25 protein-coding genes, 1 pseudogene and 1 riboswitch are annotated in these 25691 nt (G+C 60.5%); of the genes and pseudogenes, 7 read left to right on the top strand and 19 right to left on the bottom strand.

Features of this window, described 5'->3' with window-relative positions:
• Positions 1-59 precede the first annotated feature (59 nt).
• Entirely contained in the window at positions 60-371 is a 312-nt protein-coding gene (locus tag CKW26_RS28945; protein ID WP_095051094.1) for a cupin domain-containing protein, read from the bottom strand.
• A gap of 50 nt (positions 372-421) precedes the next feature.
• The gene (locus CKW26_RS28940; RefSeq protein WP_095051093.1) at positions 422-1609 is read right to left on the bottom strand and encodes an MFS transporter; all 1188 of its coding nucleotides are present in this window, start codon (positions 1607-1609) and stop codon (positions 422-424) included.
• A 91-nt stretch (positions 1610-1700) separates the two neighbouring features.
• Between CKW26_RS28940 and CKW26_RS28935 the strand changes: the two genes are divergently transcribed.
• Together CKW26_RS28935 and CKW26_RS28930 are read left to right on the top strand one after the other, a co-directional pair.
• Entirely contained in the window at positions 1701-2243 is a 543-nt protein-coding gene (locus tag CKW26_RS28935; RefSeq protein ID WP_038364021.1) for a TetR/AcrR family transcriptional regulator, read from the top strand.
• A gap of 259 nt (positions 2244-2502) precedes the next feature.
• On the top strand, positions 2503-5973 hold the full coding sequence (locus CKW26_RS28930; protein ID WP_095051092.1) for a PAS domain-containing hybrid sensor histidine kinase/response regulator: 3471 nt from the start codon (positions 2503-2505) through the stop codon (positions 5971-5973).
• A gap of 87 nt (positions 5974-6060) precedes the next feature.
• Here CKW26_RS28930 and rmuC read toward each other — a convergent pair whose 3' ends face one another.
• A complete protein-coding gene (gene rmuC, locus CKW26_RS28925; RefSeq protein WP_177409299.1) occupies positions 6061-7425 on the bottom strand; it encodes a DNA recombination protein RmuC in 1365 nt (454 codons plus the stop codon).
• Positions 7426-7600: 175 nt separating this feature from the next.
• Positions 7601-7924, bottom strand: coding sequence for a hypothetical protein (locus CKW26_RS28920; RefSeq protein ID WP_095051090.1), 324 nt, complete (start codon positions 7922-7924; stop codon positions 7601-7603).
• 964 nt (positions 7925-8888) lie between these two features.
• Here CKW26_RS28920 and CKW26_RS28910 point away from each other — a divergent pair.
• From CKW26_RS28910 to CKW26_RS28900, 3 genes are all read left to right on the top strand, one after another.
• The gene (locus CKW26_RS28910; protein WP_003214941.1) at positions 8889-9113 is read left to right on the top strand and encodes a hypothetical protein; all 225 of its coding nucleotides are present in this window, start codon (positions 8889-8891) and stop codon (positions 9111-9113) included.
• Positions 9114-9387: 274 nt separating this feature from the next.
• Entirely contained in the window at positions 9388-9870 is a 483-nt protein-coding gene (locus CKW26_RS28905; protein WP_095051089.1) for a hypothetical protein, read from the top strand.
• A 146-nt stretch (positions 9871-10016) separates the two neighbouring features.
• Complete coding sequence (locus CKW26_RS28900; RefSeq protein ID WP_095051088.1) at positions 10017-11288, top strand: OmpP1/FadL family transporter; 1272 nt, start codon at positions 10017-10019, stop codon at positions 11286-11288.
• A 211-nt stretch (positions 11289-11499) separates the two neighbouring features.
• Here CKW26_RS28900 and CKW26_RS28895 read toward each other — a convergent pair whose 3' ends face one another.
• The 14 genes from CKW26_RS28895 to cobO form a co-directional block, all read right to left on the bottom strand.
• The gene (locus tag CKW26_RS28895; RefSeq protein WP_095051087.1) at positions 11500-12060 is read right to left on the bottom strand and encodes a glutathione peroxidase; all 561 of its coding nucleotides are present in this window, start codon (positions 12058-12060) and stop codon (positions 11500-11502) included.
• A gap of 55 nt (positions 12061-12115) precedes the next feature.
• Entirely contained in the window at positions 12116-12238 is a 123-nt protein-coding gene (locus tag CKW26_RS30355; RefSeq protein ID WP_256573964.1) for a hypothetical protein, read from the bottom strand.
• Positions 12235-13443 (bottom strand): MFS transporter, encoded by a 1209-nt coding sequence (locus tag CKW26_RS28890; RefSeq protein ID WP_093440060.1) that lies wholly within the window; start codon positions 13441-13443, stop codon positions 12235-12237. The genes CKW26_RS30355 and CKW26_RS28890 overlap by 4 nt, the downstream gene beginning before the upstream one ends.
• Positions 13444-13496: 53 nt before the next feature.
• Complete coding sequence (locus CKW26_RS28885; protein ID WP_007919794.1) at positions 13497-13901, bottom strand: MarR family winged helix-turn-helix transcriptional regulator; 405 nt, start codon at positions 13899-13901, stop codon at positions 13497-13499.
• 176 nt (positions 13902-14077) lie between these two features.
• A complete protein-coding gene (locus tag CKW26_RS28880; RefSeq protein WP_095051086.1) occupies positions 14078-14809 on the bottom strand; it encodes an adenosylcobinamide-GDP ribazoletransferase in 732 nt (243 codons plus the stop codon).
• Between the two features lies 1 nt (position 14810).
• A complete protein-coding gene (cobC, locus tag CKW26_RS28875; RefSeq protein WP_095051085.1) occupies positions 14811-15386 on the bottom strand; it encodes an alpha-ribazole phosphatase family protein in 576 nt (191 codons plus the stop codon).
• A complete protein-coding gene (gene cobT / locus CKW26_RS28870) occupies positions 15383-16438 on the bottom strand; it encodes a nicotinate-nucleotide--dimethylbenzimidazole phosphoribosyltransferase (protein ID WP_095051084.1) in 1056 nt (351 codons plus the stop codon). Before cobT ends, cobC begins: the two co-directional genes overlap by 4 nt.
• A complete protein-coding gene (gene cobU, locus CKW26_RS28865) occupies positions 16435-16956 on the bottom strand; it encodes a bifunctional adenosylcobinamide kinase/adenosylcobinamide-phosphate guanylyltransferase (RefSeq protein WP_095051083.1) in 522 nt (173 codons plus the stop codon). Before cobU ends, cobT begins: the two co-directional genes overlap by 4 nt.
• Positions 16957-17107: 151 nt before the next feature.
• Complete coding sequence (locus CKW26_RS28860; protein WP_095051082.1) at positions 17108-18559, bottom strand: cobyric acid synthase; 1452 nt, start codon at positions 18557-18559, stop codon at positions 17108-17110.
• Positions 18556-19548 (bottom strand): threonine-phosphate decarboxylase CobD, encoded by a 993-nt coding sequence (cobD, locus tag CKW26_RS28855; RefSeq protein WP_095051081.1) that lies wholly within the window; start codon positions 19546-19548, stop codon positions 18556-18558. The genes CKW26_RS28860 and cobD overlap by 4 nt, the downstream gene beginning before the upstream one ends.
• On the bottom strand, positions 19541-20449 hold the full coding sequence (cbiB, locus tag CKW26_RS28850; protein WP_095051080.1) for an adenosylcobinamide-phosphate synthase CbiB: 909 nt from the start codon (positions 20447-20449) through the stop codon (positions 19541-19543). Before cbiB ends, cobD begins: the two co-directional genes overlap by 8 nt.
• Positions 20446-21096, bottom strand: a complete 651-nt coding sequence (bluB, locus tag CKW26_RS28845) for a 5,6-dimethylbenzimidazole synthase (RefSeq protein ID WP_093440025.1) — start codon at positions 21094-21096, stop codon at positions 20446-20448. The genes cbiB and bluB overlap by 4 nt, the downstream gene beginning before the upstream one ends.
• Positions 21093-22493, bottom strand: coding sequence for a cobyrinate a,c-diamide synthase (locus CKW26_RS28840; RefSeq protein WP_095051079.1), 1401 nt, complete (start codon positions 22491-22493; stop codon positions 21093-21095). The genes bluB and CKW26_RS28840 overlap by 4 nt, the downstream gene beginning before the upstream one ends.
• Positions 22490-23101, bottom strand: coding sequence for a cob(I)yrinic acid a,c-diamide adenosyltransferase (gene cobO, locus CKW26_RS28835; RefSeq protein ID WP_003223053.1), 612 nt, complete (start codon positions 23099-23101; stop codon positions 22490-22492). Before cobO ends, CKW26_RS28840 begins: the two co-directional genes overlap by 4 nt.
• Before the next feature lie 80 nt (positions 23102-23181).
• A riboswitch (cobalamin riboswitch) is annotated at positions 23182-23412 on the bottom strand.
• 163 nt (positions 23413-23575) lie between these two features.
• On the opposite strand from cobO, the gene CKW26_RS28830 reads away from it, so the two are divergent.
• The gene (locus CKW26_RS28830) at positions 23576-24160 is read left to right on the top strand and encodes a hypothetical protein (RefSeq protein WP_095051078.1); all 585 of its coding nucleotides are present in this window, start codon (positions 23576-23578) and stop codon (positions 24158-24160) included.
• A gap of 66 nt (positions 24161-24226) precedes the next feature.
• The gene (locus CKW26_RS28825) at positions 24227-25540 is read left to right on the top strand and encodes a sorbosone dehydrogenase family protein (protein WP_095051077.1); all 1314 of its coding nucleotides are present in this window, start codon (positions 24227-24229) and stop codon (positions 25538-25540) included.
• Between the two features lie 54 nt (positions 25541-25594).
• On the opposite strand, the pseudogene CKW26_RS28820 reads toward CKW26_RS28825, so the two are convergent.
• Positions 25595-25691 (bottom strand): annotated as a pseudogene (locus tag CKW26_RS28820) (IS110 family transposase); the annotation flags it as partial.

Below are 25691 nucleotides of genomic sequence, written 5' to 3'. Positions count from 1 at the left end.
ATCGAATATCTATATAACGGGTAATTTCTCTAACTGTTATCTGTTTTACCAATAAGCAGTCAGACGCTGCCTTCGCTCTCGATCACCAGAATCCGCGCTGCGCCTTGCGGATGGGCGACATGCTCGGTGCCGACACTCGCATAGAAGATGTCACCGACCTCAAGCTGCACCTGTTTTTCTTCGCCCAGATCGCGGTAATGCATCAGCACTTGGCCATCGAGCACCACAAATACTTCCTCACCATCGTTGATGTGCCATTTGTACGGCTGATCCGTCCAGTGCAGGCGCGTGGTGATGCCGTTCATGTTGGCGATGTCCAGCGCGCCCCAGGCGCGCTCGGCAGTGAAGGTCTTGCTGCGGATAATCTTCATGGGGCGATCCGTGAGAGAAGGCTGGGCAAGGCTAACCGGAATCGAGGGGGTTATGGAGCGCGGCACACTTTGGCTGCGGCTGGGCGCAGGCTGAGTAACAGCGCACCAATGGCCAACACGATCAACACCACCCCGTAACCATCGGTGGTTGCCAGCAAACCGTAGCTACGCGACAAGTGCCCGGCGAGCAACGCCGGTAGGCAGAACGCCAGATAACTGAGCACGTAATAGGCCGCCATCAATCCTGCCCGCTCATGGGGCAAGGCCAGCGGCACCAGGCTGCGCACGGCGCCGAGGAATCCCGAGCCAAAGCCGCAACCGGCCACCAGCGTGCCGAGGAAAAACAGCGACAGGCTGGCGCTGTGCACGCCCAGCAGAATCAATACCAGACCGATCGGCAGCAGGCTCGCACCCAACTGCAACGCCCGTGCGGCGGGACGATTGCGCAGCGTGAAAATCATCAATGCACCGGTCACTGTCAGGGCGGCCACGGTTGCGCCGCCGATCAGATTGGAAGTCGAACCGGTGGCGGTGCGCACCAATGACGGTGCCAACGAGGCGTAGAAACCGCCGAGCGCCCAGGTTGCCGTGTTCAGTGGCAACACGCGCCACAAGGTGGCCCGCGCTTGAATCGGCACGTGCAGTGTCGGCCGCAACGAGGCCCACGCCCCCGCTTGCGGAGTGACGCTTTCCGGTAAGCGCCAGACATAAATGCCTTGCAATACAAACAGTGCGAGCAGCAGCCAATAGGTCAGCTGCATAGGTGCCGGCGCAAACTCCGCCAGTAAACCGCACCCCATGCCGCCCAAGGCCATGCCGAGCAACGGCGCGACACTGTTGATCAGCGGCCCCTGCTGACGATCGGCGTCGAGCAATGTCGCGCTTAAAACAGCGGTGGCCATGCCGGTGGCAAACCCTTGCAGAACACGCGCGCTGATCAGCCACGCCACGCTGTCGGCGTAGATAAACAGCAACATCGCCAACGCGTTGAGCAGCACGGCGGCGAAGATCACCGGTTTGCGTCCCAAGTGGTCGGACAGCGAACCGACTGTTAATAGAGCCGCCAACAGGCTGAGGGCGTAGACGCCGAAAATCAGGGTCAGGACGGCTGCCGAAAAGTGCAGCTGATCCTGATACAGGTGATACAGCGGCGTTGGCGCCGTGGAGGCGGCGAGAAAACTCAGTAAAGTAATCGCCAGAAACCACAGGCTGGATCGATTGGAAGCAAGGCTGGTCATGGGTACACTCCGCAAAAGCTAATTTTTTGCTTTTGCGGAGTGTGCTACTGCCTCGCGCTTAAAGCAAATTCTTTGTGTTAAGGTCTGCGCCATGGCTATTAAAGAAGGTTTACGCCCCGGCGGCCGCAGTGCCCGGGTGCAAGATGCAATTCATTCGGCAGTCCGTGCGCTCCTGCAAGAACAGGAGCGCTCGAGCGTGACCGTCCCGCAGATCGCCGCGCGTGCAGGCGTTACACCGTCGACGATTTACCGGCGCTGGGGTGACCTGTCGGCATTGTTGGCCGACGTCGCCCTCGCCCGCATGCGTCCGGACAGCGAACCGGCGCAAACCGGCAGCTTGCGCAGTGATATTCGTGCGTGGGCTGAGCAGTATCTCGATGAGATGAGTTCGGAGCCTGGGCGCAACATGATGCGCGACGTGCAGGCCAGTGCTACGCCGGGCTATTGCGTGACGATCATTGGCGCGCAGTTGCAGACGATCATTGAGCGGCATCCGGATGAAGTGGCTCCGAGTGTTGATCGGCTGATCAATCTGGTGGTCGCACCGGTGGTGTTCCGGATTCTGTTTTCGGCGGCGGCGCTGGAGGTGGATGAACTGCATCGGCTGATTGATATTGCGTTGCGTCAGGACTGACGCCGATATTCATGCAGGAGCTGCGGCACGCTGCGATCTTTAGATCTTGATTTTGAAAAATCAAAAGATCGCAGCCTCGTTTCACTCGACAGCTCCTACAGGGTTTGATGCCTGGCAATGTCAACGCACAACCCCACCCATTCAAACCTGCGACACCCCACCACGCCACGACCTTGGTCGACACTGACTAACCGCCCCGCGCATGCGAGACTGTCCGCCCGGGCAGGATTGCCGGGGAGTCTTTTGTCGGGAGTGTTGCATGTCGCTGTCCACCGGGCTGATCGCCGCCGTCGCCCTGGCCTATATGGCCATCATGTTCGCCATCGCCTTCTACGGCGACCGCCGCAGCACGCCGTTGCCGCCGCGCGTGCGTGCCTGGGTGTACAGCCTGTCGCTGGCGGTTTATTGCACCAGCTGGACGTTCTTCGGCGCTGTCGGTCAAGCCGCCGAGCAATTGTGGTCATTCCTGCCGATTTACCTCGGACCGATTCTGCTGTTGGTCGGCGCGCCGTGGGTCCTGCAGAAAATGGTGATGATCAGCAAACAGGAGAACATCACCTCCATCGCTGACTTTATCGCCGCGCGCTACGGCAAATCGCAATCGCTGGCGGTGGTCGTGGCGTTGATCTGTCTGGTCGGCGTCCTCCCCTACATCGCCCTGCAACTCAAAGGCATCGTCCTCGGCGTGAACCTGCTGATCGGCGCCGGTGCCGACGCCATGGGCACTCGCGCCCAGGACACCGCGCTGATCGTGTCGCTGGTGCTGGCGCTGTTCACCATCGTCTTCGGCACGCGTAACCTCGATGCCACCGAACACCACCGTGGCATGGTGCTGGCGATTGCTTTCGAATCGCTGGTCAAACTGTTCGCCTTTCTCGCCGTCGGCGCTTTCGTCACTTATGGCCTGTATGACGGTTTCGATGACCTGTTCAACCAGGCCATGCTCGCCCCGCGTCTCGAGGAATACTGGAAAGAAACCATCAACTGGCCGTCGATGGTGGTGCAGACCGGCGTGGCAATGATGGCGATCATCTGCCTGCCCCGGCAGTTCCACGTCACCGTGGTTGAGAACATCGACCCGCAAGATCTGCGCCTGGCCAAATGGGTATTTCCGGCCTATCTGGCCTTGGCCGCGCTGTTTGTCGTGCCGATCGCGCTCGCTGGTCAGATGCTGTTGCCACGCGATGTGCTGCCCGACTCCTTCGTGATCAGCCTGCCACTGGCGCAGGCCCATCCGGCGCTGGCCATGCTGGCGTTTATCGGTGGCGCGTCGGCGGCGACCGGCATGGTGATTGTCGCCAGTGTGGCGTTGTCGACCATGGTCTCCAACGACATGCTGTTGCCGTGGCTGCTGCGGCGCAATAACGCCGAGCGCCCGTTCGAAGTGTTCCGCCAATGGATGCTCTCGGTACGCCGCGTCAGCATCGTGGTGATTCTGTTGCTGGCCTACGTCAGCTATCGCTTGCTCGGCTCGACCGCAAGCCTGGCGACCATCGGCCAGATCGCGTTCGCCGCCGTGACTCAACTGGCGCCCGCCATGCTCGGTGCGCTGTACTGGAAACAGGCCAACCGGCGCGGCGTTTTCGCCGGTTTGGCCGCCGGTACTTTCCTGTGGTTCTACACCTTGATCCTGCCGATCGCCGCGCACAGCCTTGGCTGGTCGTTAAGCAGTTTTCCAGGGCTGGCGTGGTTGCACAGCAATCCGCTGAACCTGCCGATTACCCCGCTGACCCAAGGCGTAGTGCTGTCGCTGGCCGGCAACTTCACTCTGTTCGCCTGGGTTTCGGTGCTGTCGCGTACCCGCGTATCGGAACACTGGCAGGCCGGACGTTTCATCGGTCAGGAGATCAGTGCGCGACCGAGCGCACGCTCAATGCTGGCGGTGCAAATCGACGACTTGCTGCAATTGGCCGCGCGTTTTGTCGGTGAGGAACGTGCGCGCCAGAGCTTCATTCGCTTCGCCTATCGCCAGGGCAAAGGCTTCAACCCCAACCAGAATGCCGACGGCGAGTGGATCGCCCATACCGAGCGCTTGCTGGCCGGTGTACTCGGCGCTTCGTCGACGCGCGCAGTGGTAAAAGCCGCCATCGAAGGTCGGGAAATGCAGTTGGAGGACGTCGTGCGCATCGCCGACGAAGCCTCCGAGGTGCTGCAGTTCAACCGTGCCTTGCTGCAGGGTGCGATCGAGAACATCACGCAAGGCATCAGCGTGGTCGACCAGTCACTGAAACTGGTGGCCTGGAACCGTCGTTATCTGGAGCTGTTCAACTACCCCGACGGCTTGATCAGCGTCGGTCGGCCGATTGCCGACATCATTCGCTACAACGCCGAGCGCGGCCTGTGCGGCCCCGGCGAAGCGGAAGTCCACGTTGCCCGCCGCTTGCACTGGATGCGTCAGGGCCGCGCGCACACCTCTGAACGGCTGTTCCCCAACGGCCGGGTGATCGAACTGATCGGCAACCCGATGCCGGGGGGCGGTTTCGTCATGAGTTTCACCGACATCACCGCGTTCCGCGAAGCCGAGCAGGCACTGACCGAAGCCAATGAAGGGCTGGAACAACGGGTCAGCGAACGCACCCAGGAGCTGTCGCAACTCAATGTCGCGCTGACTGAAGCCAAAGGCACCGCCGAAGCCGCCAACCAGTCGAAAACCCGCTTTCTCGCGGCGGTCAGCCATGACTTGATGCAACCGCTGAACGCCGCTCGGCTGTTCTCCGCCGCCCTCTCCCATCAGGACGACGGCTTGAGCAGCGAGGCGCAGAAACTGGTGCAGCACCTCGACAGCTCACTGCGTTCGGCCGAGGACTTGATCAGCGATCTGCTGGATATTTCTCGTCTGGAAAACGGCAAGATCAACCCGGACCGCAAGGCGTTTGCGGTCAATGAACTGTTTGACACGCTCGGCGCGGAATTCAAGGCACTGGCGCAGGAACAGGGTTTGAAGTTCCGGGTGCGCGGCAGCCATCTGCGTATCGACAGCGACATCAAATTGCTGCGGCGCATTTTGCAGAACTTCCTGACTAACGCTTTCCGCTACGCCAAAGGCCCGGTGCTGCTGGGCGTGCGGCGGCGCGGCGGCGAATTGTGTCTGGAGGTGTGGGATCGCGGGCCAGGGATCCCGGAAGATAAACAGCAAGTGATTTTCGAAGAGTTCAAACGCCTCGACAGTCATCAGACCCGCGCTGAAAAAGGCCTCGGCCTGGGTTTGGCAATTGCCGATGGTTTGTGCCGGGTACTCGGTCACACCTTGCGGGTGCGCTCGTGGCCGGGTCGCGGCAGTGTGTTCAGCGTCAGCGTGCCGCTCGCTCGCTCGCAGGCCCAACCGGCAAGCGCTGCAGCCGAAATGAATGGCAAGTTGCCAAGCGGCGCGCGGGTGCTATGCATCGACAATGAAGACAGCATTCTGATCGGCATGAACAGCCTGCTCAGTCGCTGGGGCTGTCAGGTGTGGACAGCGCGCAATCGCGAAGAATGTGCTGCGCTGTTAAATGACGGCGTGCGGCCGCAACTGGCGTTGGTCGACTATCACCTCGACCACGGCGATACCGGCACTGAGCTGATGGCGTGGTTGCGCACGAGCCTGGGTGAGCCGGTGCCGGGGGTAGTGATCAGCGCTGACGGGCGACCGGAGATGGTCGCCCAGGTGCATGCGGCGGGGCTGGATTATCTGCCCAAACCGGTGAAGCCGGCGGCGTTGCGGGCGTTGTTGAGTCGGTACTTGCCGCTATAGAAGCAAAAGATCGCAGCCTCCGGCAGCTCCTACATTGGTATGGCGTACATCCTGTAGGAGCTGCCGGAGGCTGCGATCTTTTGATCTTTATTCAGGAAGTTCGACGAGACCATCGACATCGGTCATCGCCCGCTCCAGCAAATCCGCCGGCAAGCTCTTGCTCGCCCGGGCGCCGAGCAATTTCAGCTGCTCACTGCGACTGACCAGATTACCGCGCCCTTCTGTCAGCTTGTTGCGCGCTGAGCTGTAGGCTTTGTCCAGTTGCTGCAGGCGGTTGCCGACCTCGTCAAGATCCTGAATGAACAGCACGAACTTGTCGTACAGCCACCCGGCGCGCTCGGCGATTTCCCGCGCGTTCTGGCTCTGGCGCTCCTGTTTCCACAGACTGTCGATCACCCGCAAAGTCGCCAGCAACGTCGTCGGGCTGACGATGACGATGTTGCGGTCGAAGGCTTCCTGAAACAGCGATGGCTCAGCCTGCAAAGCTGCCGAAAATGCGGCCTCGATCGGCACGAAGAGCAAAACGAAATCGAGGCTGTGCAGGCCTTCAAGACGTTTGTAATCCTTGCCGGCCAGGCCTTTGACGTGATTGCGCAACGACAATACATGCTGCTTGATCGCGATCTGCCCGAGGGTGTCGTCGTCGGCTGCAACGTATTGCTGATAGGCGGTGAGACTCACCTTGGAGTCCACCACCACTTGCTTGTCGCCCGGCAGATAAATGATCACGTCAGGCTGGAAGCGCTCGCCATCCGGGCCTTTGAGGTTAACTTGGGTCTGATACTCGCGGCCCTTCTCCAGACCGGCGTGTTCGAGCACGCGCTCAAGAATCAGCTCGCCCCAGTTGCCTTGGGTTTTCTGGCCTTTGAGGGCGCGGGTGAGGTTGGTGGCTTCGTCGCTCAGGCGCAGATTGAGCGCCTGCAAACGTTCCAGCTCCTTGGCCAGCGAGAAGCGCTCGCGGGCCTCGGCCTGATAACTTTCTTCCACCCGTTTTTCGAAGGACTGGATGCGCTCCTTGAGCGGATCAAGCAACTGCCCGAGCCGCTGCTGACTGGTCTCGGCAAAGCGCTGCTCACGCTCATCGAAGATCTTCCCGGCCAGTTCGGCAAACTGCGCACGCAGTTCATCGCGCGAGCCTTGCAGGTCGTTGAGGCGTTGCTGGTGGCTTTCCTGTTGCTCGCGCAGTTCGGCGTTCAGTGAAGCGGCTTGTGCGTCGAGGCGGCGCAGCTCAGCTTCCTTGTTCGCGCGTTCGAGGTTCCAGGCGTGGGAGGCATCGCGGGCGTCATCACGCTCGATCTGCAGCAGCTCGACTTCCCGGCGCAGCGCTGCCAGATCAGCCTGCTTGGCGGCGTTGGCCTGGCCGAGATCGGCAACTTCATCGCGGCTGGCGTCGAGCTGCGCGTTGAGTCCGTCCTGCGTCAGTTGCGCCATGGCCAGTCGCTCTTCGAGCAAGGCGACCTCGGCCTGGCCATTGCTCGCCCGGCGTTGCAGTTGCCAGGCCAGCGCCAGCAGTGGCAATCCCGCCCCCGCAAGCCCCAGCAATACGCTGGTCAAGTCCATCGCCATAGCCACTCCCGCCGATCTTATAAAGCCTGAAGGTTAACCAAGGTGTCAGGTCTTGGACAGCTCAGTCTTCGAGCAGACCGAGTTCCTGTTGCGCACGACGGTCACCGGCGCGAGCGGCCTGGCGCAGCAGATCCTGACCGATGCGACGATCCCGGGCGTTACCGCACTCACGGCACATCAACTGACCGAGGCGGCTTTGCGCAGCCACCACGCCTTCACGCGCCGGTTGTTTGAGCAAACACCCTGCGATGTGTTTGGCATTATGACTGTCGCTCAGGCGCGGGCTGTCGAGCAGCCATTCTGCGACGCGAACAGAAAATCGCTTGGGCGGGGTAACAGGAGAAGGTTGTGAGGTAACAGAGTCTGATACTGAGCGAAACTTCATAAAGCACTGTGGGACGAATCGGAAGGCGCGCCACTCTACTCTCTTTTTCTTACAGGTAAAGTCGAAAAACAACCCGGCACGCCCGTCCTAGAGCAAGCGCTCGGGACAATCCACAGAAGCTGTGGATAACTCAGTGGACAACCGCCCTCCAACCGTCGCAAAGCCTTATGGAATGGGGCTCGCAGTCAAACTGACGATTTTTTCACCAACAAAAAAAAGCGATGTTTTTCATTGACTTAAACTTTCGATGCAGGCAGCCAGTGGAGTCAGGATTGGTATGACAGTGCCGTTACAGCTTGCGCAACTAATGTGCACAAGTACCTGTTACCCGGTTATATCGATGCGCTTTTTCGGGTCGTTTTGCTAACCGGTCTGGGGATAAACCGGTCTGGCACGGGACTTGATGAACAAATCTTCACCGACCGACGGTCACTAGCTGCGCTAAATGCGGGCAATTCATCGCCCCCCCCAAAGCAGACTCAATCGGCGTCTGCAATGTTTTTCTACACGAAGTTTGCTTTACCCGTTTCGATCCGTTAGTATCCGCGGCGTTAGTACCAAGCTGAAAGTCAATTCCGGTCGAACACATCCCCACGGTCTGCCTTCTTCCAAGAAGCTCTACCGAAAAAAGCGGGAACGACCCCTCGATGGTTTCCAGGTAAATCTTGCGACAACACAGCCTTCCAATGACGTGAAGGGTGTTGCGAAGAACACTTACTCTGACCGAACCAACCTGCAAATTGATCAGGATCTTCACCCCGGGCCCAGAACCTTTGCCCTCGTTGTGATGCCTGCCCTCCTAAGTACCTACCTGCCAGCCCAAGCGCGCCAACTTAATAGCGCTTCAAACTGGCTGCTTTGTTCCAGTCGGGTTCTTCGTTCGACCAATGGTGGTCGACGTTACTGGAACGTTTTAACGTTGCACGGTTCTTATCCGTGTCATTTGTAGGAACACCTAATAACTATGTCTACTCAAATCCATACTCAGGATGCCATTCGCACCCTAACCAACGCTTTTGCACCAATGAACTGCCTGATCATGGCCGCTCGCAAAGGCTGCTTCAGCTTCACACTGGTCAACGAACACGGTATCGCCCGCCACAGCGAGCGTCTGTACCCCGATCAGTACTCCAGCGCTGAACCGCTGCAGGCCGTGATCGATCGTACCCGTCAGGCACTGGTTGCCTGAGAGCCGAAAAGGCTGCAAAAGCAAAAGCCCCGCACACAATGCGGGGCTTTTTATTGCCTGATGTTTCGCTTTTACCCCTCAGCGGCTAAGTACCATCGGATATAACGGATATTCCCCGCAGCGGGAAATATTTTAAAAACAGTCCTTTACGTCGCGAATATGACACTACACTTCAACTCAAGCGGCATGATCCGCTTGCGGCGAGCCTGAACCGATCCATAGCTGCCAAGCCCCCTTTCAGGACTCGCCATTAATAACAAGAACCGAGGGTGTTATGGGTATCGCTGCCAGCGAACTGTGCCGCTACGTGATCCGTCCTACGCTGATTTATCTGGGACGCCACAGCGCGACCGCCGAATCTCTCCTGCTGGGCATCGCCGCCAGCCAGTCTGCCCTGGGTTCCGCCCTCCATGACCGCCGTGGCCACGGCCTCTACCGTATCGCCGAGCATCGCCACCAGGCCCTTTGGGATGATTATCTGGCGCTCGATCCGGAACGTGCCAGCCTGGTTCGTGGCCTCGCCAGTCAGCATGCCTTCCTGACCGGTCCGCACCTGGAATTGACAGTAAATCTGCGTTACGCCACGGCCATTGCCTGGCTGCTGGTAGAAGAACAAAACCCCACACTCCCCGATTCCAGCGATTTACTGGGAATGGCGCGCATCTGGCGCCAGACCTTCCAACCCCAAGGTCGTCTGCGCGACTTCACTTACGCCTGGCACACCTGTGTTTCAACGGTGAATCAGGTCGCTTGCTGACCGTCTGGTTTCAAAAGATCTGCCAACAGGTCGCGAATCTGGTCGGATTGTCCTACAAAACCGCTCTAAATCAAGGCATACGAGCTATAGCGCTAGGGCGAAAATGTTGGTAATTTTCGCCCCGGTGATCACCAGGAGTTCTAATAATGAAAAAAGTCATGCTCAAAACCACCCTTAGCCTCGCCGTTACCCTTGCCTCCACTCAAATTTTCGCGGCCGGCTTTGCCCTCAACGAACAAAGCATCAGTGGGATGGGGACTGGTTTTGCCGGGCGATCTTCTTCTGCAGACGACGCAAGCACTGTTTATGGCAACCCTGCCGGCATGTCGCGCATCAAGCGCGAACAAGTCACCGGCGGTGTAGCCGTTGTCGATGCTCATACCGATATCAGCAACGCCAGCTCCAGCCCCAACGGCGGCAGCAACAAAGGCGACATGGTGCCCTTCACCGCTGTACCTATGGGCTTCTACGTCAAACCAATTGATGAGCACTGGGCATTCGGCCTGGGCGTGTACGTGCCGTTCGGCCTGATTACCGACTACGAAAAAGGCTTTGCCGGCCGTTACTTCGGCAGCAAGTCCGAAGTACAAGTGATCACATTCCAGCCAACTGTCAGCTACGCCTTCAACGACAAGGTATCGATCGGTTTCGGTCCGACCATCAACCGCATCGACGGCTCGCTGGAGTCCAATCTGTCGATTTCTCCGGCGTTCCCGGACGGCAAGGTCAAGATCAAGGGTGACGACACCGCGCTGGGCTACAACGTCGGCGTGCTGGTACAAGCCACTGATACCACGCGCCTGGGTCTGACTTACCACTCGAAAGTCGACTACAAGCTCGAAGGCAACACCAAGGTCAACTACGGTGTGCTCGGCGCAATCGGTCTGGGCGCCAACCAGAAATACGACGCTTCGCTGAAGATCACCACGCCTGAATCCATCGACTTCTCGGTCACCCAGGCAATCAACGATCGCTGGAACGTCTATGCCGGTACCACCTGGACCCGTTGGAGCCAGCTGGAAAAAATCACCGTCAAGAACTCCGGGGTACAGCCGTTGCTGGCTGGTCAGTTCGGTTCGATCAACGAAGACCAGAACTGGCATGACTCCTGGGCCTACGCCGTGGGTACGTCGTATCAGTTGAACAAGGAATGGGTATTGCGTACCGGCCTGACGTTCGACCAGTCGCCGACCAATAACGAAGACCGTTCGCCACGTATTCCGACTGGCGACCGCACCATCTTCAGTATCGGTGCCGGCTGGAGCCCGACCGACGACCTGACCATCGATGTCGCCTACTCGTACCTGAAGGAAGAGTCGGTCAAGATCCGCAACGAAAACAACCGTGGTCAGACCTACGATGCCAAGTATGAAAACTCGGCAAACGGTTTCGGTGTCGGCGCTACTTACCGCTTCTGATGCTGCACGGCGAGGCTAACCCCTCGCCTACAAAAAAGCCCCGCTCTCTTTGCAGAGGCGGGGCTTTTTTGATGCCTTGATTTTGCTCACCACCACAACACACTTCCCGCGTGGGGGCGAGCCTGCTCGCGAAGGCGGTGTATCAACCAATACACCTGTCGACTGGCAGATCGCTTTCGCGAGCAGGCTCGCTCCCACAAAAAAAACAGCGCTATGGCTTCAGCGGTTTCGAGGCGATAGCCTTCTCGATCGCGGCGATAAACTCCGGATCATCCGGCTTGGTCAGACTGGAAAAATTGGCGATCACCTTGCCTTGGCGATCGACCACATATTTATAGAAATTCCATTTCGGTGCGCTGCTCTGTGCCGCCAATATCTGGAACAGATGCGTAGCGTCATCACCACGAACCTTCTGCGGCTCGGTCATATTGAACGTCACGCCATAGTTGGCGTAGCAGACCTTGGCAGTCTCGGCGCTGTCCTTGGACTCCTGTTTGAAGTCGTTGGAAGGCACCCCGAGCATTTGCAAACCTTGCCCTTCGTAGCGTTTATGCAGCGCCTCAAGGCCTTCGAACTGCGGCGCAAAACCGCAGAAGCTCGCCGTATTGACCACCACCAGTGGCTTGTCGGCGTATTGCTTGCACAGATCAATGGATTCCTTGGCTCGCAACTTGGGCAGTGAGCCTTGCAGCAATTCGGGACAGTCGGCGGCCTGGGCCAGACCAGTCAACGCCATCAGCAACGCGGGAACAGCACACCAGCGCATCAGCATGTCGAGCATCCTTGAGCAGTCGTTCAGGATTCGACGTTACTCGTCATGCCCGCTTCTAGCAAATGCTCATGCCCAACTGCATCAAGGCCAGGCCGCCCTGCTGCCAGCCCCACCACACCAGCGCCAGCACAGCGGCGCCGAGTGCAGTGATGGCCAATCGTCGCCAGAATCGGCTCATGCGGCGCTCGCTGCGGCTTGCAGGCGTGCGACCGGACGCTCGCGCACCGGCCAGTTCAGCGCGGCTGCCAGCAGGCTCAGCAGAACCGCCACTTGCCAGATCAAGTCATAACTCCCGGTTCGGTCATACACCACCCCGCCTAGCCAGCCGCCAAGGAACGATCCCAACTGATGGAAGAGGAACACGATGCCACCGAGCATGGAAAGGTTTCGCACCCCGAACAAGGTCGCCACCGTACCGTTGGTCAACGGCACCGTCGACAGCCACAGGAAACCCATGGCCATGCCAAACAGGTACGCCGACGTGGTCGTCACCGGCAGCCACAGGAACAACACGATCACCACTGCGCGCAGCAGATACAACGCGGTGAGCAAGCGCGGCTTGGACATGCGTCCGCCGAGCCAGCCGGCGGTGTAGGTGCCGAAGATATTGAACAGCCCGATCAACGCCAGCACCGTGGTGCCGACACTGGCCGGCAGATGCTGATCGACCAGATAGGCCGGCAAGTGCACACCGATGAACACCACCTGAAAACCGCAAACGAAAAAACCAAACGCCAGCAGCCAGAACCCGGAATGCGAGCAGGCTTCGCGCAACGCTTCGGACAGGGTTTGTTCATGGCCAAGCACCGGCAGCGGCTTGTCCTTGAGCATGCTCACCAGCGGCACGATCAGCGCCACCAGCAAGCCCAATACCAACAACGCCGCCGACCAGCCGAGCCAGCCAATCAAGCCGAGGGTACCCGGCAACATAGCGAACTGGCCGAAAGAGCCGGCGGCGCTGGCAATGCCCATGCCCATGCTGCGTTTTTCCGGCGGCACCGCGCGGCCGACGACGCCGAGGATCACCGAAAACGAGGTGCCGGACAGACCAATGCCGATCAGCAGGCCAGCGCTCAGTGATAGCGTCACCGCCGAATCAGACAGGCCCATGCACACCAGACCCACCGCGTAGAGCACCCCACCGACGAGCACCACTTTTGCCGCGCCGAAGCGGTCAGCCAATGCACCGGTAAACGGTTGCGCCAGGCCCCAGATCAAATTCTGCAAGGCAATGGCGAAGGCGAACACCTCTCTTCCCCAGCCGAACTGAGCGCTCATCGGTGACAGAAACAACCCGAAGCCGTGCCGCACGCCCAATGACAACGCCAGGATCAGCGCACTCCCCAGCAACACCCAACCGCACGTACGCCACATCGATGTCATTGTTATTCTCCGCTTGCGGGTATATACCCGCTTGAGTTTGGAAAAAACCGGCCTCAGGCCAGTTCATCCAGCAATCTGAGCAAGGTTTCACGCTTCTCGGCGCCCAGTCGGTCGATCAACCGCTGCTGCGCTGCTTCCCAGGCCGGCAGTGCCGCTGCCAGGCGTTGCACGCCGGTCTCGGTGAGTTTGACGATACGGTTGCGCATGTCCTCGCCTTCGGCCAGCGCCACCAGCCCCTCGCCTTCCAATACCCGCAGATTGCGCCCGAGGGTGCTGCGGTCCAGACCCATCGCCTCGGCGAGTTCGGAAATGCTCGGTTGATCCAGACGCTGCAGATTGCACAGCAAAGAATACTGGGCAACGTTGATCCCGAAGCCGTCGAGAGCGCCGTCGTAATGCCTGCTGACGCCACGAGCGGCGCGACGCAGGTTGGTGCACAAACACTGAGAAGGAAGCATGATGCGTGTATATACCCGCGACTATGTTAAATCAAGTTACAGATGAGTTTACCCATAACATTTGTGGCGCCTGACACACCGCTATCGCGAGCAGGCTCACTCCTACATTTGCAATGCGATCCCCCTGTGGGAGCGAGCCTGCTCGCGAAGAGGCCAGCACAGACAATCCAAAACTGTCAGATCAAAACCAATCCAACCAACACCACCATCTCCAGCAATTCCAGCAACGCCCCCGCCGTATCGCCCGTCGCCCCGCCCAACCGCCGCATCATTACCTGCCGCAACCAGACAAACACACCGACAGCGATCATCAGCGCAACGACGGCACTGAATCCGGCAATCAGCACGCAGACTAATGCACTCAAGCCCAGCACCCACCATCCGGCCTTGCGCGGCAGATGATCAGCCAACGCCTGCCCCAACCCGCCCGCACGCACATACGGCGTCGTCAGAAACAACCCCAACAGCGCCGCCCGCCCGAGCAGCGGCACAATGATCAACGCCAGCCCATGCCCTTGCTCGATCAACGCCAGCAGTGCAGCAAACTTGAGCAGCAACACCAACACCAGCGTCACTACCGCAATCGGCCCGCTGCGCGGGTCCTTCATGATTGTCAGCGTACGCTCGCGATCACCAAAGCCGCCGAGCCAGGCATCGGCGCTGTCAGCCAGACCATCCAGATGAAGTGCGCCGCTGAGCACCACCCAAACCGTCAACAGCAATGCCGCATGCAGCAACAACGGCGCGCCGCTCAAGGCGAGATTCAGCGCCCACAGGATCACGCCGAACAGCAATCCCACCAGCGGATAAAACAGCAACGACCGCCCAAGTTGCTCCGGCTCGGGCATCCCCGGCAGGCGAATCGGCAGGCTGCTGAGAAATTGCAGGGCGATCCACAGCGGCAACATGTCAGTGACCTTCCTTGAGTGAACCGTCAACCTCGACCGTCAGCGCAAACATTGCGCCATGCCCGACCTCGACATTGAGCAGTTGTTCGCGTGGCAGCCCTCGCGCTTGCGCCAACAGCAGACGCATCACGCCGCCATGACTGATCAGCAAAATCCGCTCACCGGCGTACGCAGTGTGCAGGCGCGCAACCGCTGCCAACACTCGCGAGGAAAACGCGCTGACCGGCTCACCTTGCGGTGGAGTAAAGGAATACGGATCAGCCCAGAACAGCCCCAAGGCCTCGGCGTCCGTTTCCATCAACGCCGCTGCGCTCTGCCCTTCCCATGCACCGAAGTGCAGCTCCTGCAGATCCTGGTCCAGCTGCACCGGAAGACTCAGCTGTTCGCCCAGTTCGGCGGCGAAGCGCGCACAACGCTGCAATGGCGAACTGACAATCCGCTGCCACGGCCCGCCTTCGACTACCGCCGCACGCATCTGCGCCCAACCCCGTTCGGTCAGCGCATCGTCGAGGCTGCCGCGCAAACCACCGCCGAGTTCAGTTTCACCATGACGCATCAGATCCAGCTGCAGCGTCATGCCGGACGATCCGCCACCGCCGCTTCGGCGAAGGTCGCCATCTGCCCGTGCAGATCGCAGGCAAGACGCAACAACGGCACCGCCAACGCGGCGCCACTGCCCTCACCCAGACGCAGACCGAGTTCCAGCAACGGCTCAGCTTTCAGCGTTTCCAGCACATGGCGATGGCCCGGCTCGGCGCCCCGGTGACCGAACAACAACCACTCGCGGCAGTCCGGATTCAAGCGCACCGCAACCAGCGCAGCGACCGTGCAGATAAAGCCGTCGACCAATACTGCAACACCTTCTTGAGCCGCCGCCAGATACGCGCCGACCAGCGCCGCGATTTCAAAACCACCAAGATTGAACAGGGTCTGCAAGGCATCGCCCCGTTGCGCGGCGTGCAACGCCAATGCGCGCTCGATCACTTGCGCTTTATGGCTGACGCCTTCGGCATTCAACCCGGTGCCGGGACCCGTCAGATGTGCCACCGGGCAATCGAGCAAAGCACAGGCCAAGGCGCTGGCGGCGGTGGTGTTGCCGATGCCCATTTCGCCACCGATGAACAACTGTGTGCCTGCGGCTTTCGCCCGCAACAGACTGTCGCGACCGGCCTGCAATGCCAGCTCGCCTTGAGCCTGAGTCATCGCCGCGCCCCGCACGAAGTTGGCCGTGCCCGGGCCGATATTCAAGTGGCGCACACCCGCCAGGTTCAGCGCTGGATTCACCGTGCCCAGATCAACCACTTCCAGCTGCGCACCGAGCTGCCGCGCCAACACACTGATCGCCGCACCGCCGCTGACAAAGTTGAGCAGCATCTGCCCGGTGACTTCCTGCGGGAACGCCGAAACACCTTCAGCGACCACGCCGTGATCACCGGCAAAAATCGCAATCCAGACCTGCGCCAGCGTCGGTTTGACCTGGCCTTGCAGACCGGCCAGTTGCACCGCAACCGATTCCAGACGTCCCAGCGAACCTGCCGGTTTGGTCAATTGCTGCTGCCGCGCCGTCGCTTGTTCAACGACGTCCAGATCGACCGGTTTACACGGGTTCAGCCACCAGGTTTGAGTCATAACGCAGGTCCTTTCAGAGTCAGGGGCAGGCCGGCGACAGTCAGGACAACACGCTGACAGCGCTCAGCCAGAGCTTGATGCAGCCAACCGGCTTCATCGACGTAGCGGCGAGTCAATTCGCCCAGCGGCACGACACCCATTCCGGTCTCGTTGCTGACAAAAATGATTTCCCCCGGCAGCAAGGCCAGGCAGTCGAGCAGGGCTTCGCGCTCGGCGGCGAGACGTTCGGCGTCATTGAGCATCAGCAAGTTGGTCAGCCACAGGGTCAGGCAATCGACCAGCAGGCAACGCTCGGCGCTGGCGGATTCGCGCAGGACGCGGGCCAATTCGAGCGGCTCTTCGATCAGCGCCCATTCGACGGGACGGCGCGCGCGGTGGTGGGCGACGCGGTCACTCATCTCACCATCGAGGGGTTGGCTGGTGGCGATATAGGTCACCGCCAGGCCGCTATCGCTGGCGAGTTTTTCGGCCAGACGACTTTTACCGGAGCGGGCGCCGCCGAGGATCAGTTGGAGCATGGGGGATATCCTGAAAATTATGGGTTGAGCCGACTGGCGCTATCGCGAGCAGGCGAAGACCTACAAGGGATCTCGAGCAACCATGAATTTTGTGTAAAACACATAACCCTGTAGGCCTTCGCCTGCTCGCGATGAGGCCATTGAATTCACCTCAAATCCCACAGAGCTGACGCAACAAGCCGGTATCCAGATGCTTCTCCACCAGATCCGCCAAGCGCTCGATATCACGCTCGCGCAAGCCGTGATAATCCACCTGCTGCACATCGTTCAACCCGGACCAGCGCAGCAACGCTGCACTCGCCGTCGGCGATTCAAACAAGCCATGTAGATACGTGCCGAATACCTGCCCGTCAGCGCTCTGCGCACCGTCGCAACGGCCGTCATCAAGATGCACCGCTGCGTTCTCCAGCGCCGCTCCCGTGGTCACGCCCGCATGAATTTCATAGCCACTGACTTCGGCATTTTCCAGCGCCAGCCGCCCACGCACATTGCGCAATTGCTTCTCGGCTTCAAGCGTGGTGTCGAACGCCAGCAAGCCCAAACCAGCACTCGTACCCGGCGCACCTTCAAGGCCGAGCGGATCATGCACCTGCTCACCGAGCATCTGCAGACCACCGCAAATCCCCAGCACCTTGCCGCCGTAACGCAAATGTCGATTGATCGCGGTATCCCAGCCATTGGCACGTAAATAAGCCAGATCACTGCGCACACTTTTCGAACCCGGCAGGATGATCAGATCGGCAGCAGGAATCGCCTGCCCCGGGCCGACGAATTGCAGATCGACCTGCGGATGCAGACGCAGCGGATCGAAATCGGTGTGGTTGCTGATGCGCGGCAGCACCGGCACCACCACTTTCAGCACCTGCTCAGCCTTGTCGGTCTGGCGCTGATCGATGCCGTCCTCGGCCTCCAGATGCAGATCCATCACGTAGGGCAACACGCCGACCACCGGTTTGCCGGTGCGCTGTTCCAGCCAGTCAAGGCCCGGTTGCAGCAAAGCGATGTCGCCGCGAAAACGGTTGATGATGAAACCTTTGACCCGTGCCTGTTCGCTCGGCGACAGCAGCTCAAGGGTGCCAACCAGATGAGCAAAAACCCCGCCGCGATTGATGTCGGCGATTAGCACCACCGGGCAATCCACCGCTTCGGCAAAACCCATGTTGGCGATATCACCGGCACGCAGATTGATCTCCGCCGGTGAGCCCGCGCCTTCGACCATCACCAGCGGATACGCGGCACTGAGTCGGTCATGCGAGGCCAGCACGGCTTGCATCGCGATGGCTTTGTAGTCGTGGTAGGCAACCGCGTTCATCGTGGTGATGGCACGACCATGGATGATCACTTGCGCGCCAGTGTCGCTGTTCGGCTTGAGCAGCACCGGGTTCATGTCGGTGTGCGGTTCGAGATGAGCGGCTTGCGCCTGCACCGCTTGCGCGCGACCAATCTCACCACCATCAGCGGTCACGGCACTGTTGAGCGCCATGTTCTGCGGCTTGAACGGTACGACCGCAACGCCCTGACGAGTTGCCCAGCGGCACAACGCCGTCACCAGTGTGCTTTTGCCGGCGTCGGAAGTGGTGCCTTGCACCATCAGGGTGGTCATGGGTGGTCCTTGGTGAAGGCTATCAAAGCCTGTTCGAGGCGCGTCTCTTCAGTCGCATCGGCGGGCAGACCAAAACGCAGACTGCTGTTGTGGGTGAAAATGCGCAGGAGGATGCCGCGACGGGCCATGAATGCGTGCAGCGTTTCGGCATGCTCGGTGATCAGCCACTGGAACAGCGCGCAACCGCCCTGGGGCTTGAAGCCGTAGCGCTCAAGCAGCGTTGCCAATCGTTCGCTGGCCTCATCGCTGCGAATGCGTTGGCGGGTGTGACCTTCGGTGTCTTGCAGGCACGCCTGGCCAAGCACTCGGGTTGGCCCGCTCACCGCCCAAGGCCCGACCTGTTCGGCGAGCAGTTTGAGCAACTTGCGCTCGGCCAGGACAAAGCCCAGACGCACCCCGGCCAGACCGAAAAACTTGCCGAACGAACGCAACACGATCAGCCCGACTTGATGCGCATGCGGGGCCAGGCTCAACTGCGGTGTGTTGTCCATGAAGGCTTCATCGACCACCAGCCAGCCACCGCGCCGGGCGAGCCGCGCGTGCCAGTCGAGCAATCGTGCCGGGGTCAGGCTCAAGCCGGTCGGGTTGTTCGGGTTGACCACCACCAGCACGTCGAGGCTGTCGAGAAAGAATTCGACTTCCTGCTCCAGCACTTCGCGCACGATGTAACCACTGCGCCGCCACGCTTCGGCGTGTTCGGCATAACACGGCGACAACACGCCGACCTTGCCGGCCCGGCGCAAACGCGGCAGCAACTGGATGGCCATCTGCGAACCGGCCACCGGCAGCACTTGCGCGGCACCGTAGTAATCGCACGCAGCTTGCTCCAGACCGTCATCGGTTTCCGGCAAGCGCGCCCAGGCGCGTAGCGGGACTTCCGGGATCGGAAATGGCCACGGCGCGAGGCCGCTGGACAGGTCAAGCCAGTCCGCCTCGGCAATGCCGTAATCGTGTGCAGCCTTGCGCAGCCGGCCACCGTGCTCAAGCATAGAATTCAGCCCCCACGCAGAGAATCAGCAGCCATAACCATACCCCGCGCTGGACCAATTGCCAGCCACGGTCGATGGAATCGGCATCCGCTGGAGCGCCTTCGCCGAGTTGCGGACGGTCGTGAAGTTCGCCGTGATAGATCGCCGGGCCGCCCAATTCCACGCCCAAGGCACCGGCCCCGGCAGCCATCACCGGACCGGCGTTGGGGCTGTCCCACTTCGGCGCCTGTGTGCGCCAGCACTTCAACGCGAGTCGGGTTTTACCCAGCAGCGCGTAGGTCAACGCCACCAGACGCGCAGGAATGTAGTTCAACACGTCGTCGATTTTTGCCGCTGCCCAACCGAAACGTTCAAAGCGTTCGTTGCGATAGCCCCACATCGCATCGAGCGTATTGCTCAAGCGGTAGAGGACCACGCCCGGCGCACCCGCCACGACAAACCAGAACAGCGCGGCAAACACCGCATCGCTGCCGTTTTCCAACACCGACTCAGTGGCGGCACGGGCGACGGCGGTGCTGTCGAGTTCATCGGTCTGACGGCTGACCAGATAGCCGACACGCTTGCGCGCCTCGTCCAGATCATCCGCGCGCAACGCGGCGGCGACCGGCGCGACATGCTCGCCGAGGCTGCGCATGCCGAGGGCGCAATACAGCGCGAGAATCTCGACGACCCAGCCCACGTATGGCGCCCAGGAAAACGCCGTGGCGAGCAAGGTCAGCGGCAGCACCGCGATCACCCACGCAGTGACCCCATGGCTGCGCCAACCCCGGCCACCGGCGTTGAAACGTTGCTCGATGCGCCCGGCAAAATTGCCGAACGCCACCAGCGGATGCCAGCGTTTCGGTTCACCGAGCAGCGCATCCAGCGCCACCGCGGCGACACTCAACAACGCCACACTCATTGACTCACTCCCCAATAATTTTCGTACAGCAGCTCATTGAGCGGACGCGCCTGCGCCCACCCTTCGAGTACCAGCATCGGCGCCGGATAGAATTCCTTGACCGGCCCCAGACATAAAACCGCCAGCGGCTTGGCACCTTCGGGCAACTTCAGCAAATCGGCGAGCGCCTGCGGCTCGAATAATGAGACCCAGCCCATGCCGAGGCCTTCGGCGCGCGAGGCCAGCCATAGATTCTGGATCGCGCAGGACAGCGAGGCCATGTCCATTTCCGGCAATGTACGGCGACCGAAAATGTGCTTTTCGCGATCATCCATCAACGCGGCGACCAGCACTTCGGCGCAATCATTGATGCCTTCGACCTTGAGCTTCATGAACTCGTCACTGCGCTCGCCGAGGGCTTCGGCTGTGCGGATGCGTTCTTCTTCCACTAGATTCTGGATCTGCCCGCGCAGGCTGCGGTCGCTGATGCGGATGAAGCGCCAGGGCTGCATCAGGCCGACGCTTGGGGCCTGGTGGGCGGCTTCCAGTAGTCGGCGCAACAGCTCCGGCTCGACGCTGCCGCCGGTGAAGTGGCGCATGTCGCGGCGTTCGGCGATGGCTCTATAAACCGCTTCGCGCTCGGCTTCGGAGAATGTGTTGTCGGTCATGGCCTCTTCGCGAGCAGGCTCGCTCCCACAGGGGATTGCATTGCTTCAGTCACCACCGTCTCAACTGTGGGAGCGAGCCTGCTCGCGAAGGCGCCTTCGGAATCAGGCGCAAACAGTGCAGCGACAGCCACAGGATTCGACGGAAAATAAAAGTGCACATAAGAAGCCGTCATCCGCCCCTCACGATAAACCGCCTCGGCGCCACGCCCCCCATTCGGGCTCAAGCCACGCGCAATCGGCGTCAACTCAGTCGTCGTCAACGAATGATGATAAGTGTGCCCGCGCAACGAACCTTCCGGCAGATCCACCGCTTGCAACGCCAACGCCGCCAGACGCTTCTGCATCACCGCATCGCCCTTAAGCAGCCCGACCAATTCAGCGCGGGTACCTTCAACGTCAGTCAACGAATCGAGCAGATACAGCATCCCGCCACACTCGGCGAGCAACGGCTTACCCGCCGCATGATGCGCGCGAATCGCCTCACACATCGCGGTGTTCTGCGACAACGCAACGTGGTGCAGTTCCGGATACCCACCGGGCAAATATAGGCTGTCCGCTTCAGGCAATTGCGTGTCGCGGATCGGCGAGAAGAAACTCAACTCGGCGCCCATCGCCCGCAATAGATCGAGACTCGCGCCGTAGGTAAAAGCAAACGCTTCATCACGGGCGACGGCAATTCGCACATTCTTCAGCAACGGCTCGACAGCGATCACGTCCGGTGCAGCAAACTCCACGGCCGGTGGCAGCGCTACCTCGCAACTGCTGGCCAATGCGTCGGCGGCGGCGTCGAGACGCACATCCAGATCATTCAATTCACTGGCCTGGACCAGGCCGAGATGACGACTTGGCAACTCGATGCCCGTCTCACGGGACAATGCGCCATACCAACGCAGGCCTTCGGTGAGGCTGCCTTCGAGCAATTGCGCATGGCGCAAGGTGCCGACACGGTTGGCCAGCACGCCAGCAAACGGCAAGTCCGGCTGATACCTGGCCAAACCGAGCGCCAACGCACCAAAAGTCTGTGCCATGGCCGTGCCGTCGATCACACCGAGCACCGGCACGCCGAAGTGCCGCGACAGATCGGCGCTGGAAGGCGTGCCGTCGAACAGGCCCATCACGCCTTCGATCAGAATCAGATCCGCCTCATTGGCGGCTTCCCACAACAGACGACGACTTTCCTGCTCGCCGACCATCCACATGTCCAGTTGATACACCGGCGCACCGCTGGCGCGCTCGAGAATCATCGGATCAAGGAAGTCCGGGCCGCATTTGAACACGCGCACTTTGCGCCCCTGATTGCGATGCAAACGGGCGAGCGCGGCGGTGACGGTGGTCTTGCCCTGACCGGAGGCCGGCGCGGCGATGAGCACCGCCGGGCAGTGACGTGGTTGATTCAAAGTTCGACGCCTTTCTGCGCTTTGATGCCGGCCTGGAAAGCGTGTTTGAGCATGCCCATTTCGGTGACCGTGTCGCCCATCTCGATCATTTCCGGCTTGGCCGCGCGACCGGTGACGATCACATGCTGCATCGGCGGACGCGCCTGCAAATCGCTGAGCACCTGATCAAGATCGAGGTAGCCGTGCTTGAGGGCGATGTTCAATTCGTCGAGCACCACCAGGCCGATCGACGGATCACGCAGCAATTCACGGGACACGGCCCACGCGGCTTCGGCGGCGGCGATGTCGCGCTGACGATCCTGGGTTTCCCAAGTGAAGCCCTCGCCCATCACGTGAAAGCGCACTTGCTCGGGGAAGCGCCGGAAGAACAACTCTTCGCCGGTGCTGTTGCGGCCCTTGATGAACTGCACCACACCGCACTGCATGCCGTGGCCCATGGCGCGGGCGAGCATGCCGAACGCCGAGCTGCTTTTGCCTTTGCCATTGCCGGTGAGCACCAGCACCAGGCCGCACTCGTCGGGCGAGTTGGCAATGCGTTCGTCGATCACGGCTTTTTTGCGCTGCATACGCGCCAGATGGCGTTCGTCGCGCTCGGGGGAATCAGTCATGGGGGAGCTCTCCGTTGAGGCTGGATAACGGCGGGCAGGCACAAGAATAGACGGCAAAAAGCCTGGCATCGCCCACCGTGATGCCGCTGGATGGATCAGGCCGGTCTCCGGGCTCATGAGCGGCGCATGCCTGACTGCGCGCCTTCCCGCTTCTTTCGAGGCAGTGGCTCAAGGCGCAGTTTTCACTCATTTACCGTTGCGGGGGCAGCGCCGGGATCGTGGTGGTTCTTCGTGCGAAGACAACCCTCACCGGCTTCCCTGTTTCACTCTGTCGACGCAGGTCACAGAGCACCTGAAACAAGCCGCGAAGGTTAGAGGGTTGGGGGTGGAGCGTCAATTAAAGAGGCGGCCATCGGGCGAATAACTGCCGCCGATCACTTATCTGCCGCCAATCTTGTGCCACACTGATACAAATGATATCAAAGAGCCATGCTTTTCTCGAAAAGCCCACTACAACAATAAAGGATGATGACGATGCAAGGCATGATCATCAGCAACCCGCGCCTGGAATTCCTGCGCCCGGTGCTTGAACGCTGGTTTGACTGTATCGACCGCTACAACGCCGTGCGCGGCGACAGCGACACCCCTTACTGGCATGACGAGAAAGCCAATCTCGGAGTGCTCTCGGCCGCAGCCTGGATGGCTGAGCTGGTCACTTTGAACGACACTGCCACGCGCAAGCAGAACGAAGAAGGCGAGCGCAATGCCCGCGCCGATCTGTTTCTCGCCGGTGCCGAAGACCGCGCCTTTATCCAGGCCACTCAGCGCTGGCCAAAGGTTACCAACCTGAATCTGACTCAAGCCCTGCTGGACATCACCAACGACGCCAAACGCATCAGCTATGCCAGCGACCTCAAGCTCGGCTGCCTGTTTGTCGCGCCGCAGAAAGCCCAGCACAGCGCCAGCCCCGAAGAACTGCAAGACATGGTCGACGACCTGCAAAAGGAACACACCTGCGCGGTCGCCTGGTATTTCCCCTACGCCTACCGCAAATTGCGCAGCGAAGCGGGCAACTATCACCCGGGCATCGCCGTGCTGTTCAAGGAAGCCCGCGGCTGAGCAGTTGAACCATCGGGCTTGCGCCCTCCTCTATGATTAGGAATGCATTCATAGGGAAGATCAGCAATGCGCAAGCCCCAGCTCGTTTTTGTCATCGCCTTCGCCGGAGGGCTCGCCGCCTGTGGTGAATCCTCCAGCCTGCAAGTCTCCGACGGCACCGGCCCATCACCGAAATTGCCTGAACCAAACAAGACCCTGATTCCGACGGTTAACATTGCCCCGGCGATCGGCTGGCCCGACGGCGGCAAACCGACTGCGGCGGCTGGCACTCAGGTCGCGTCATTCGCCGAAGGCCTCGATCATCCGCGCTGGCTCTATGTGTTGCCCAACGGCGATGTGCTGGTGGCGGAAACCAACGCTCCACCCAAGCCTGATGACAGCAGCGGCATTCGTGGCTGGGTGATGAAGAAGGTCATGGGCAAGGCCGGCGCTGGCGTGCCGAGTCCGAACCGCATCACCTTGCTGCGTGACGCCGATCATGATGGCGTTGCCGAGACCCGCACGGTGTTTCTGCAGAACCTCAACTCGCCGTTCGGCATGACCCTGGTCGGCAACGATCTGTACGTCGCCGATACCGATCGCCTGCTGCGCTTCAACTACGAACCCGGCGCGACCGAGATCAAGTCGCAGCCAATCAAGGTTGTCGATCTGCCCGGCGGCACGCTGAATCACCACTGGACCAAAAACGTCATTGCCAGCAAGGACGGCAGCAAGCTCTATGTCACGGTCGGCTCGAACAGCAACGTCGGCGAAAATGGCCTGGATAAGGAAGAGGGCCGCGCGGCGATCTGGGAAGTCGATCGTGCAACCGGCAATCACCGGATCTTCGCCTCGGGCATCCGCAACCCCAACGGCCTGGCCTGGGAACCGACCAGTGGCGCGCTGTGGACGGCAGTGAATGAGCGCGATGAAATCGGCAGTGACCTGGTGCCGGACTACATCACTTCCGTGAAGGACGGTGGTTTCTACGGCTGGCCGTTCAGTTACTACGGCCAGCATGTCGATGTCCGCGTTACGCCGCAGAATCCGGACCTGGTGGCTAAAGCCATTGCCCCGGATTATGCAGTCGGGCCGCACACCGCCTCGCTGGGCCTGAGCTTTGCCGAGGGCAACACGCTGCCGGCGCAGTTCAAGGAAGGCGCGTTTATCGGCCAGCACGGCTCATGGAACCGCAAACCGCACAGTGGCTACAAAGTGATTTTCGTGCCGTTTACCGGCGGCAAGCCGAGCGGCAAACCGGTGGATGTGCTGACCGGTTTCCTCGACAAGGACGAGAATGCTTTGGGTCGGCCGGTAGGCGTGGTGATCGATCAGCAAGGTGGTTTGCTGGTGGCGGATGATGTCGGTAACAAGGTATGGCGAGTGTCGGCCACGAAGTGATGCTGGATGTGACCTGAAACAACGGTGGGAGATTCTATGGTTGAGGGGAAGCCCTCAACTGACTTTTGTCTGGTATTCGCTTTGCCCTTTCAGCAAGGCGAATACCACCCGAGCAAGTTTGCGAGCCAGCATCACCAACGCCTGCGTGGTG

The sequence above is a fragment of the Pseudomonas sp. Irchel s3h9 genome (assembly GCF_900187475.1).
GTDB classification, from domain to species: domain Bacteria; phylum Pseudomonadota; class Gammaproteobacteria; order Pseudomonadales; family Pseudomonadaceae; genus Aquipseudomonas; species Aquipseudomonas neuropathica.
The sequence above is the reverse complement of the archived record's forward strand: the minus strand, read 5'-3'. Positions and strand labels throughout refer to the sequence as shown.

What these genes read in the sequence shown, in the direction of transcription:
- CKW26_RS28890 (WP_093440060.1), bottom strand. Translation starts at nt 13,443, where the DNA reads ATGACATCGATGTGGCGTACGTGCGGTTGGGTGTTGCTGGGGAGTGCG.
- CKW26_RS28940 (WP_095051093.1), bottom strand. Translation starts at nt 1,609, where the DNA reads ATGACCAGCCTTGCTTCCAATCGATCCAGCCTGTGGTTTCTGGCGATT.
- cobO (WP_003223053.1), bottom strand. Translation starts at nt 23,101, where the DNA reads ATGACTGATTCCCCCGAGCGCGACGAACGCCATCTGGCGCGTATGCAG.
- CKW26_RS28910 (WP_003214941.1), top strand. Translation starts at nt 8,889, where the DNA reads ATGTCTACTCAAATCCATACTCAGGATGCCATTCGCACCCTAACCAAC.
- CKW26_RS28935 (WP_038364021.1), top strand. Translation starts at nt 1,701, where the DNA reads ATGGCTATTAAAGAAGGTTTACGCCCCGGCGGCCGCAGTGCCCGGGTG.
- CKW26_RS28895 (WP_095051087.1), bottom strand. Translation starts at nt 12,060, where the DNA reads ATGCTGATGCGCTGGTGTGCTGTTCCCGCGTTGCTGATGGCGTTGACT.
- CKW26_RS28825 (WP_095051077.1), top strand. Translation starts at nt 24,227, where the DNA reads ATGCGCAAGCCCCAGCTCGTTTTTGTCATCGCCTTCGCCGGAGGGCTC.
- cobD (WP_095051081.1), bottom strand. Translation starts at nt 19,548, where the DNA reads ATGCTTGAGCACGGTGGCCGGCTGCGCAAGGCTGCACACGATTACGGC.
- CKW26_RS28930 (WP_095051092.1), top strand. Translation starts at nt 2,503, where the DNA reads ATGTCGCTGTCCACCGGGCTGATCGCCGCCGTCGCCCTGGCCTATATG.
- cobU (WP_095051083.1), bottom strand. Translation starts at nt 16,956, where the DNA reads ATGCTCCAACTGATCCTCGGCGGCGCCCGCTCCGGTAAAAGTCGTCTG.
- cobT (WP_095051084.1), bottom strand. Translation starts at nt 16,438, where the DNA reads ATGACTCAAACCTGGTGGCTGAACCCGTGTAAACCGGTCGATCTGGAC.
- CKW26_RS28885 (WP_007919794.1), bottom strand. Translation starts at nt 13,901, where the DNA reads ATGCTTCCTTCTCAGTGTTTGTGCACCAACCTGCGTCGCGCCGCTCGT.
- CKW26_RS30355 (WP_256573964.1), bottom strand. Translation starts at nt 12,238, where the DNA reads ATGAGCCGATTCTGGCGACGATTGGCCATCACTGCACTCGGCGCCGCT.
- CKW26_RS28905 (WP_095051089.1), top strand. Translation starts at nt 9,388, where the DNA reads ATGGGTATCGCTGCCAGCGAACTGTGCCGCTACGTGATCCGTCCTACG.
- CKW26_RS28945 (WP_095051094.1), bottom strand. Translation starts at nt 371, where the DNA reads ATGAAGATTATCCGCAGCAAGACCTTCACTGCCGAGCGCGCCTGGGGC.
- CKW26_RS28860 (WP_095051082.1), bottom strand. Translation starts at nt 18,559, where the DNA reads ATGACCACCCTGATGGTGCAAGGCACCACTTCCGACGCCGGCAAAAGC.
- bluB (WP_093440025.1), bottom strand. Translation starts at nt 21,096, where the DNA reads ATGACCGACAACACATTCTCCGAAGCCGAGCGCGAAGCGGTTTATAGA.
- CKW26_RS28900 (WP_095051088.1), top strand. Translation starts at nt 10,017, where the DNA reads ATGAAAAAAGTCATGCTCAAAACCACCCTTAGCCTCGCCGTTACCCTT.
- cbiB (WP_095051080.1), bottom strand. Translation starts at nt 20,449, where the DNA reads ATGAGTGTGGCGTTGTTGAGTGTCGCCGCGGTGGCGCTGGATGCGCTG.
- cobC (WP_095051085.1), bottom strand. Translation starts at nt 15,386, where the DNA reads ATGACGCTGCAGCTGGATCTGATGCGTCATGGTGAAACTGAACTCGGC.
- CKW26_RS28880 (WP_095051086.1), bottom strand. Translation starts at nt 14,809, where the DNA reads ATGTTGCCGCTGTGGATCGCCCTGCAATTTCTCAGCAGCCTGCCGATT.
- CKW26_RS28920 (WP_095051090.1), bottom strand. Translation starts at nt 7,924, where the DNA reads ATGAAGTTTCGCTCAGTATCAGACTCTGTTACCTCACAACCTTCTCCT.
- CKW26_RS28830 (WP_095051078.1), top strand. Translation starts at nt 23,576, where the DNA reads ATGCAAGGCATGATCATCAGCAACCCGCGCCTGGAATTCCTGCGCCCG.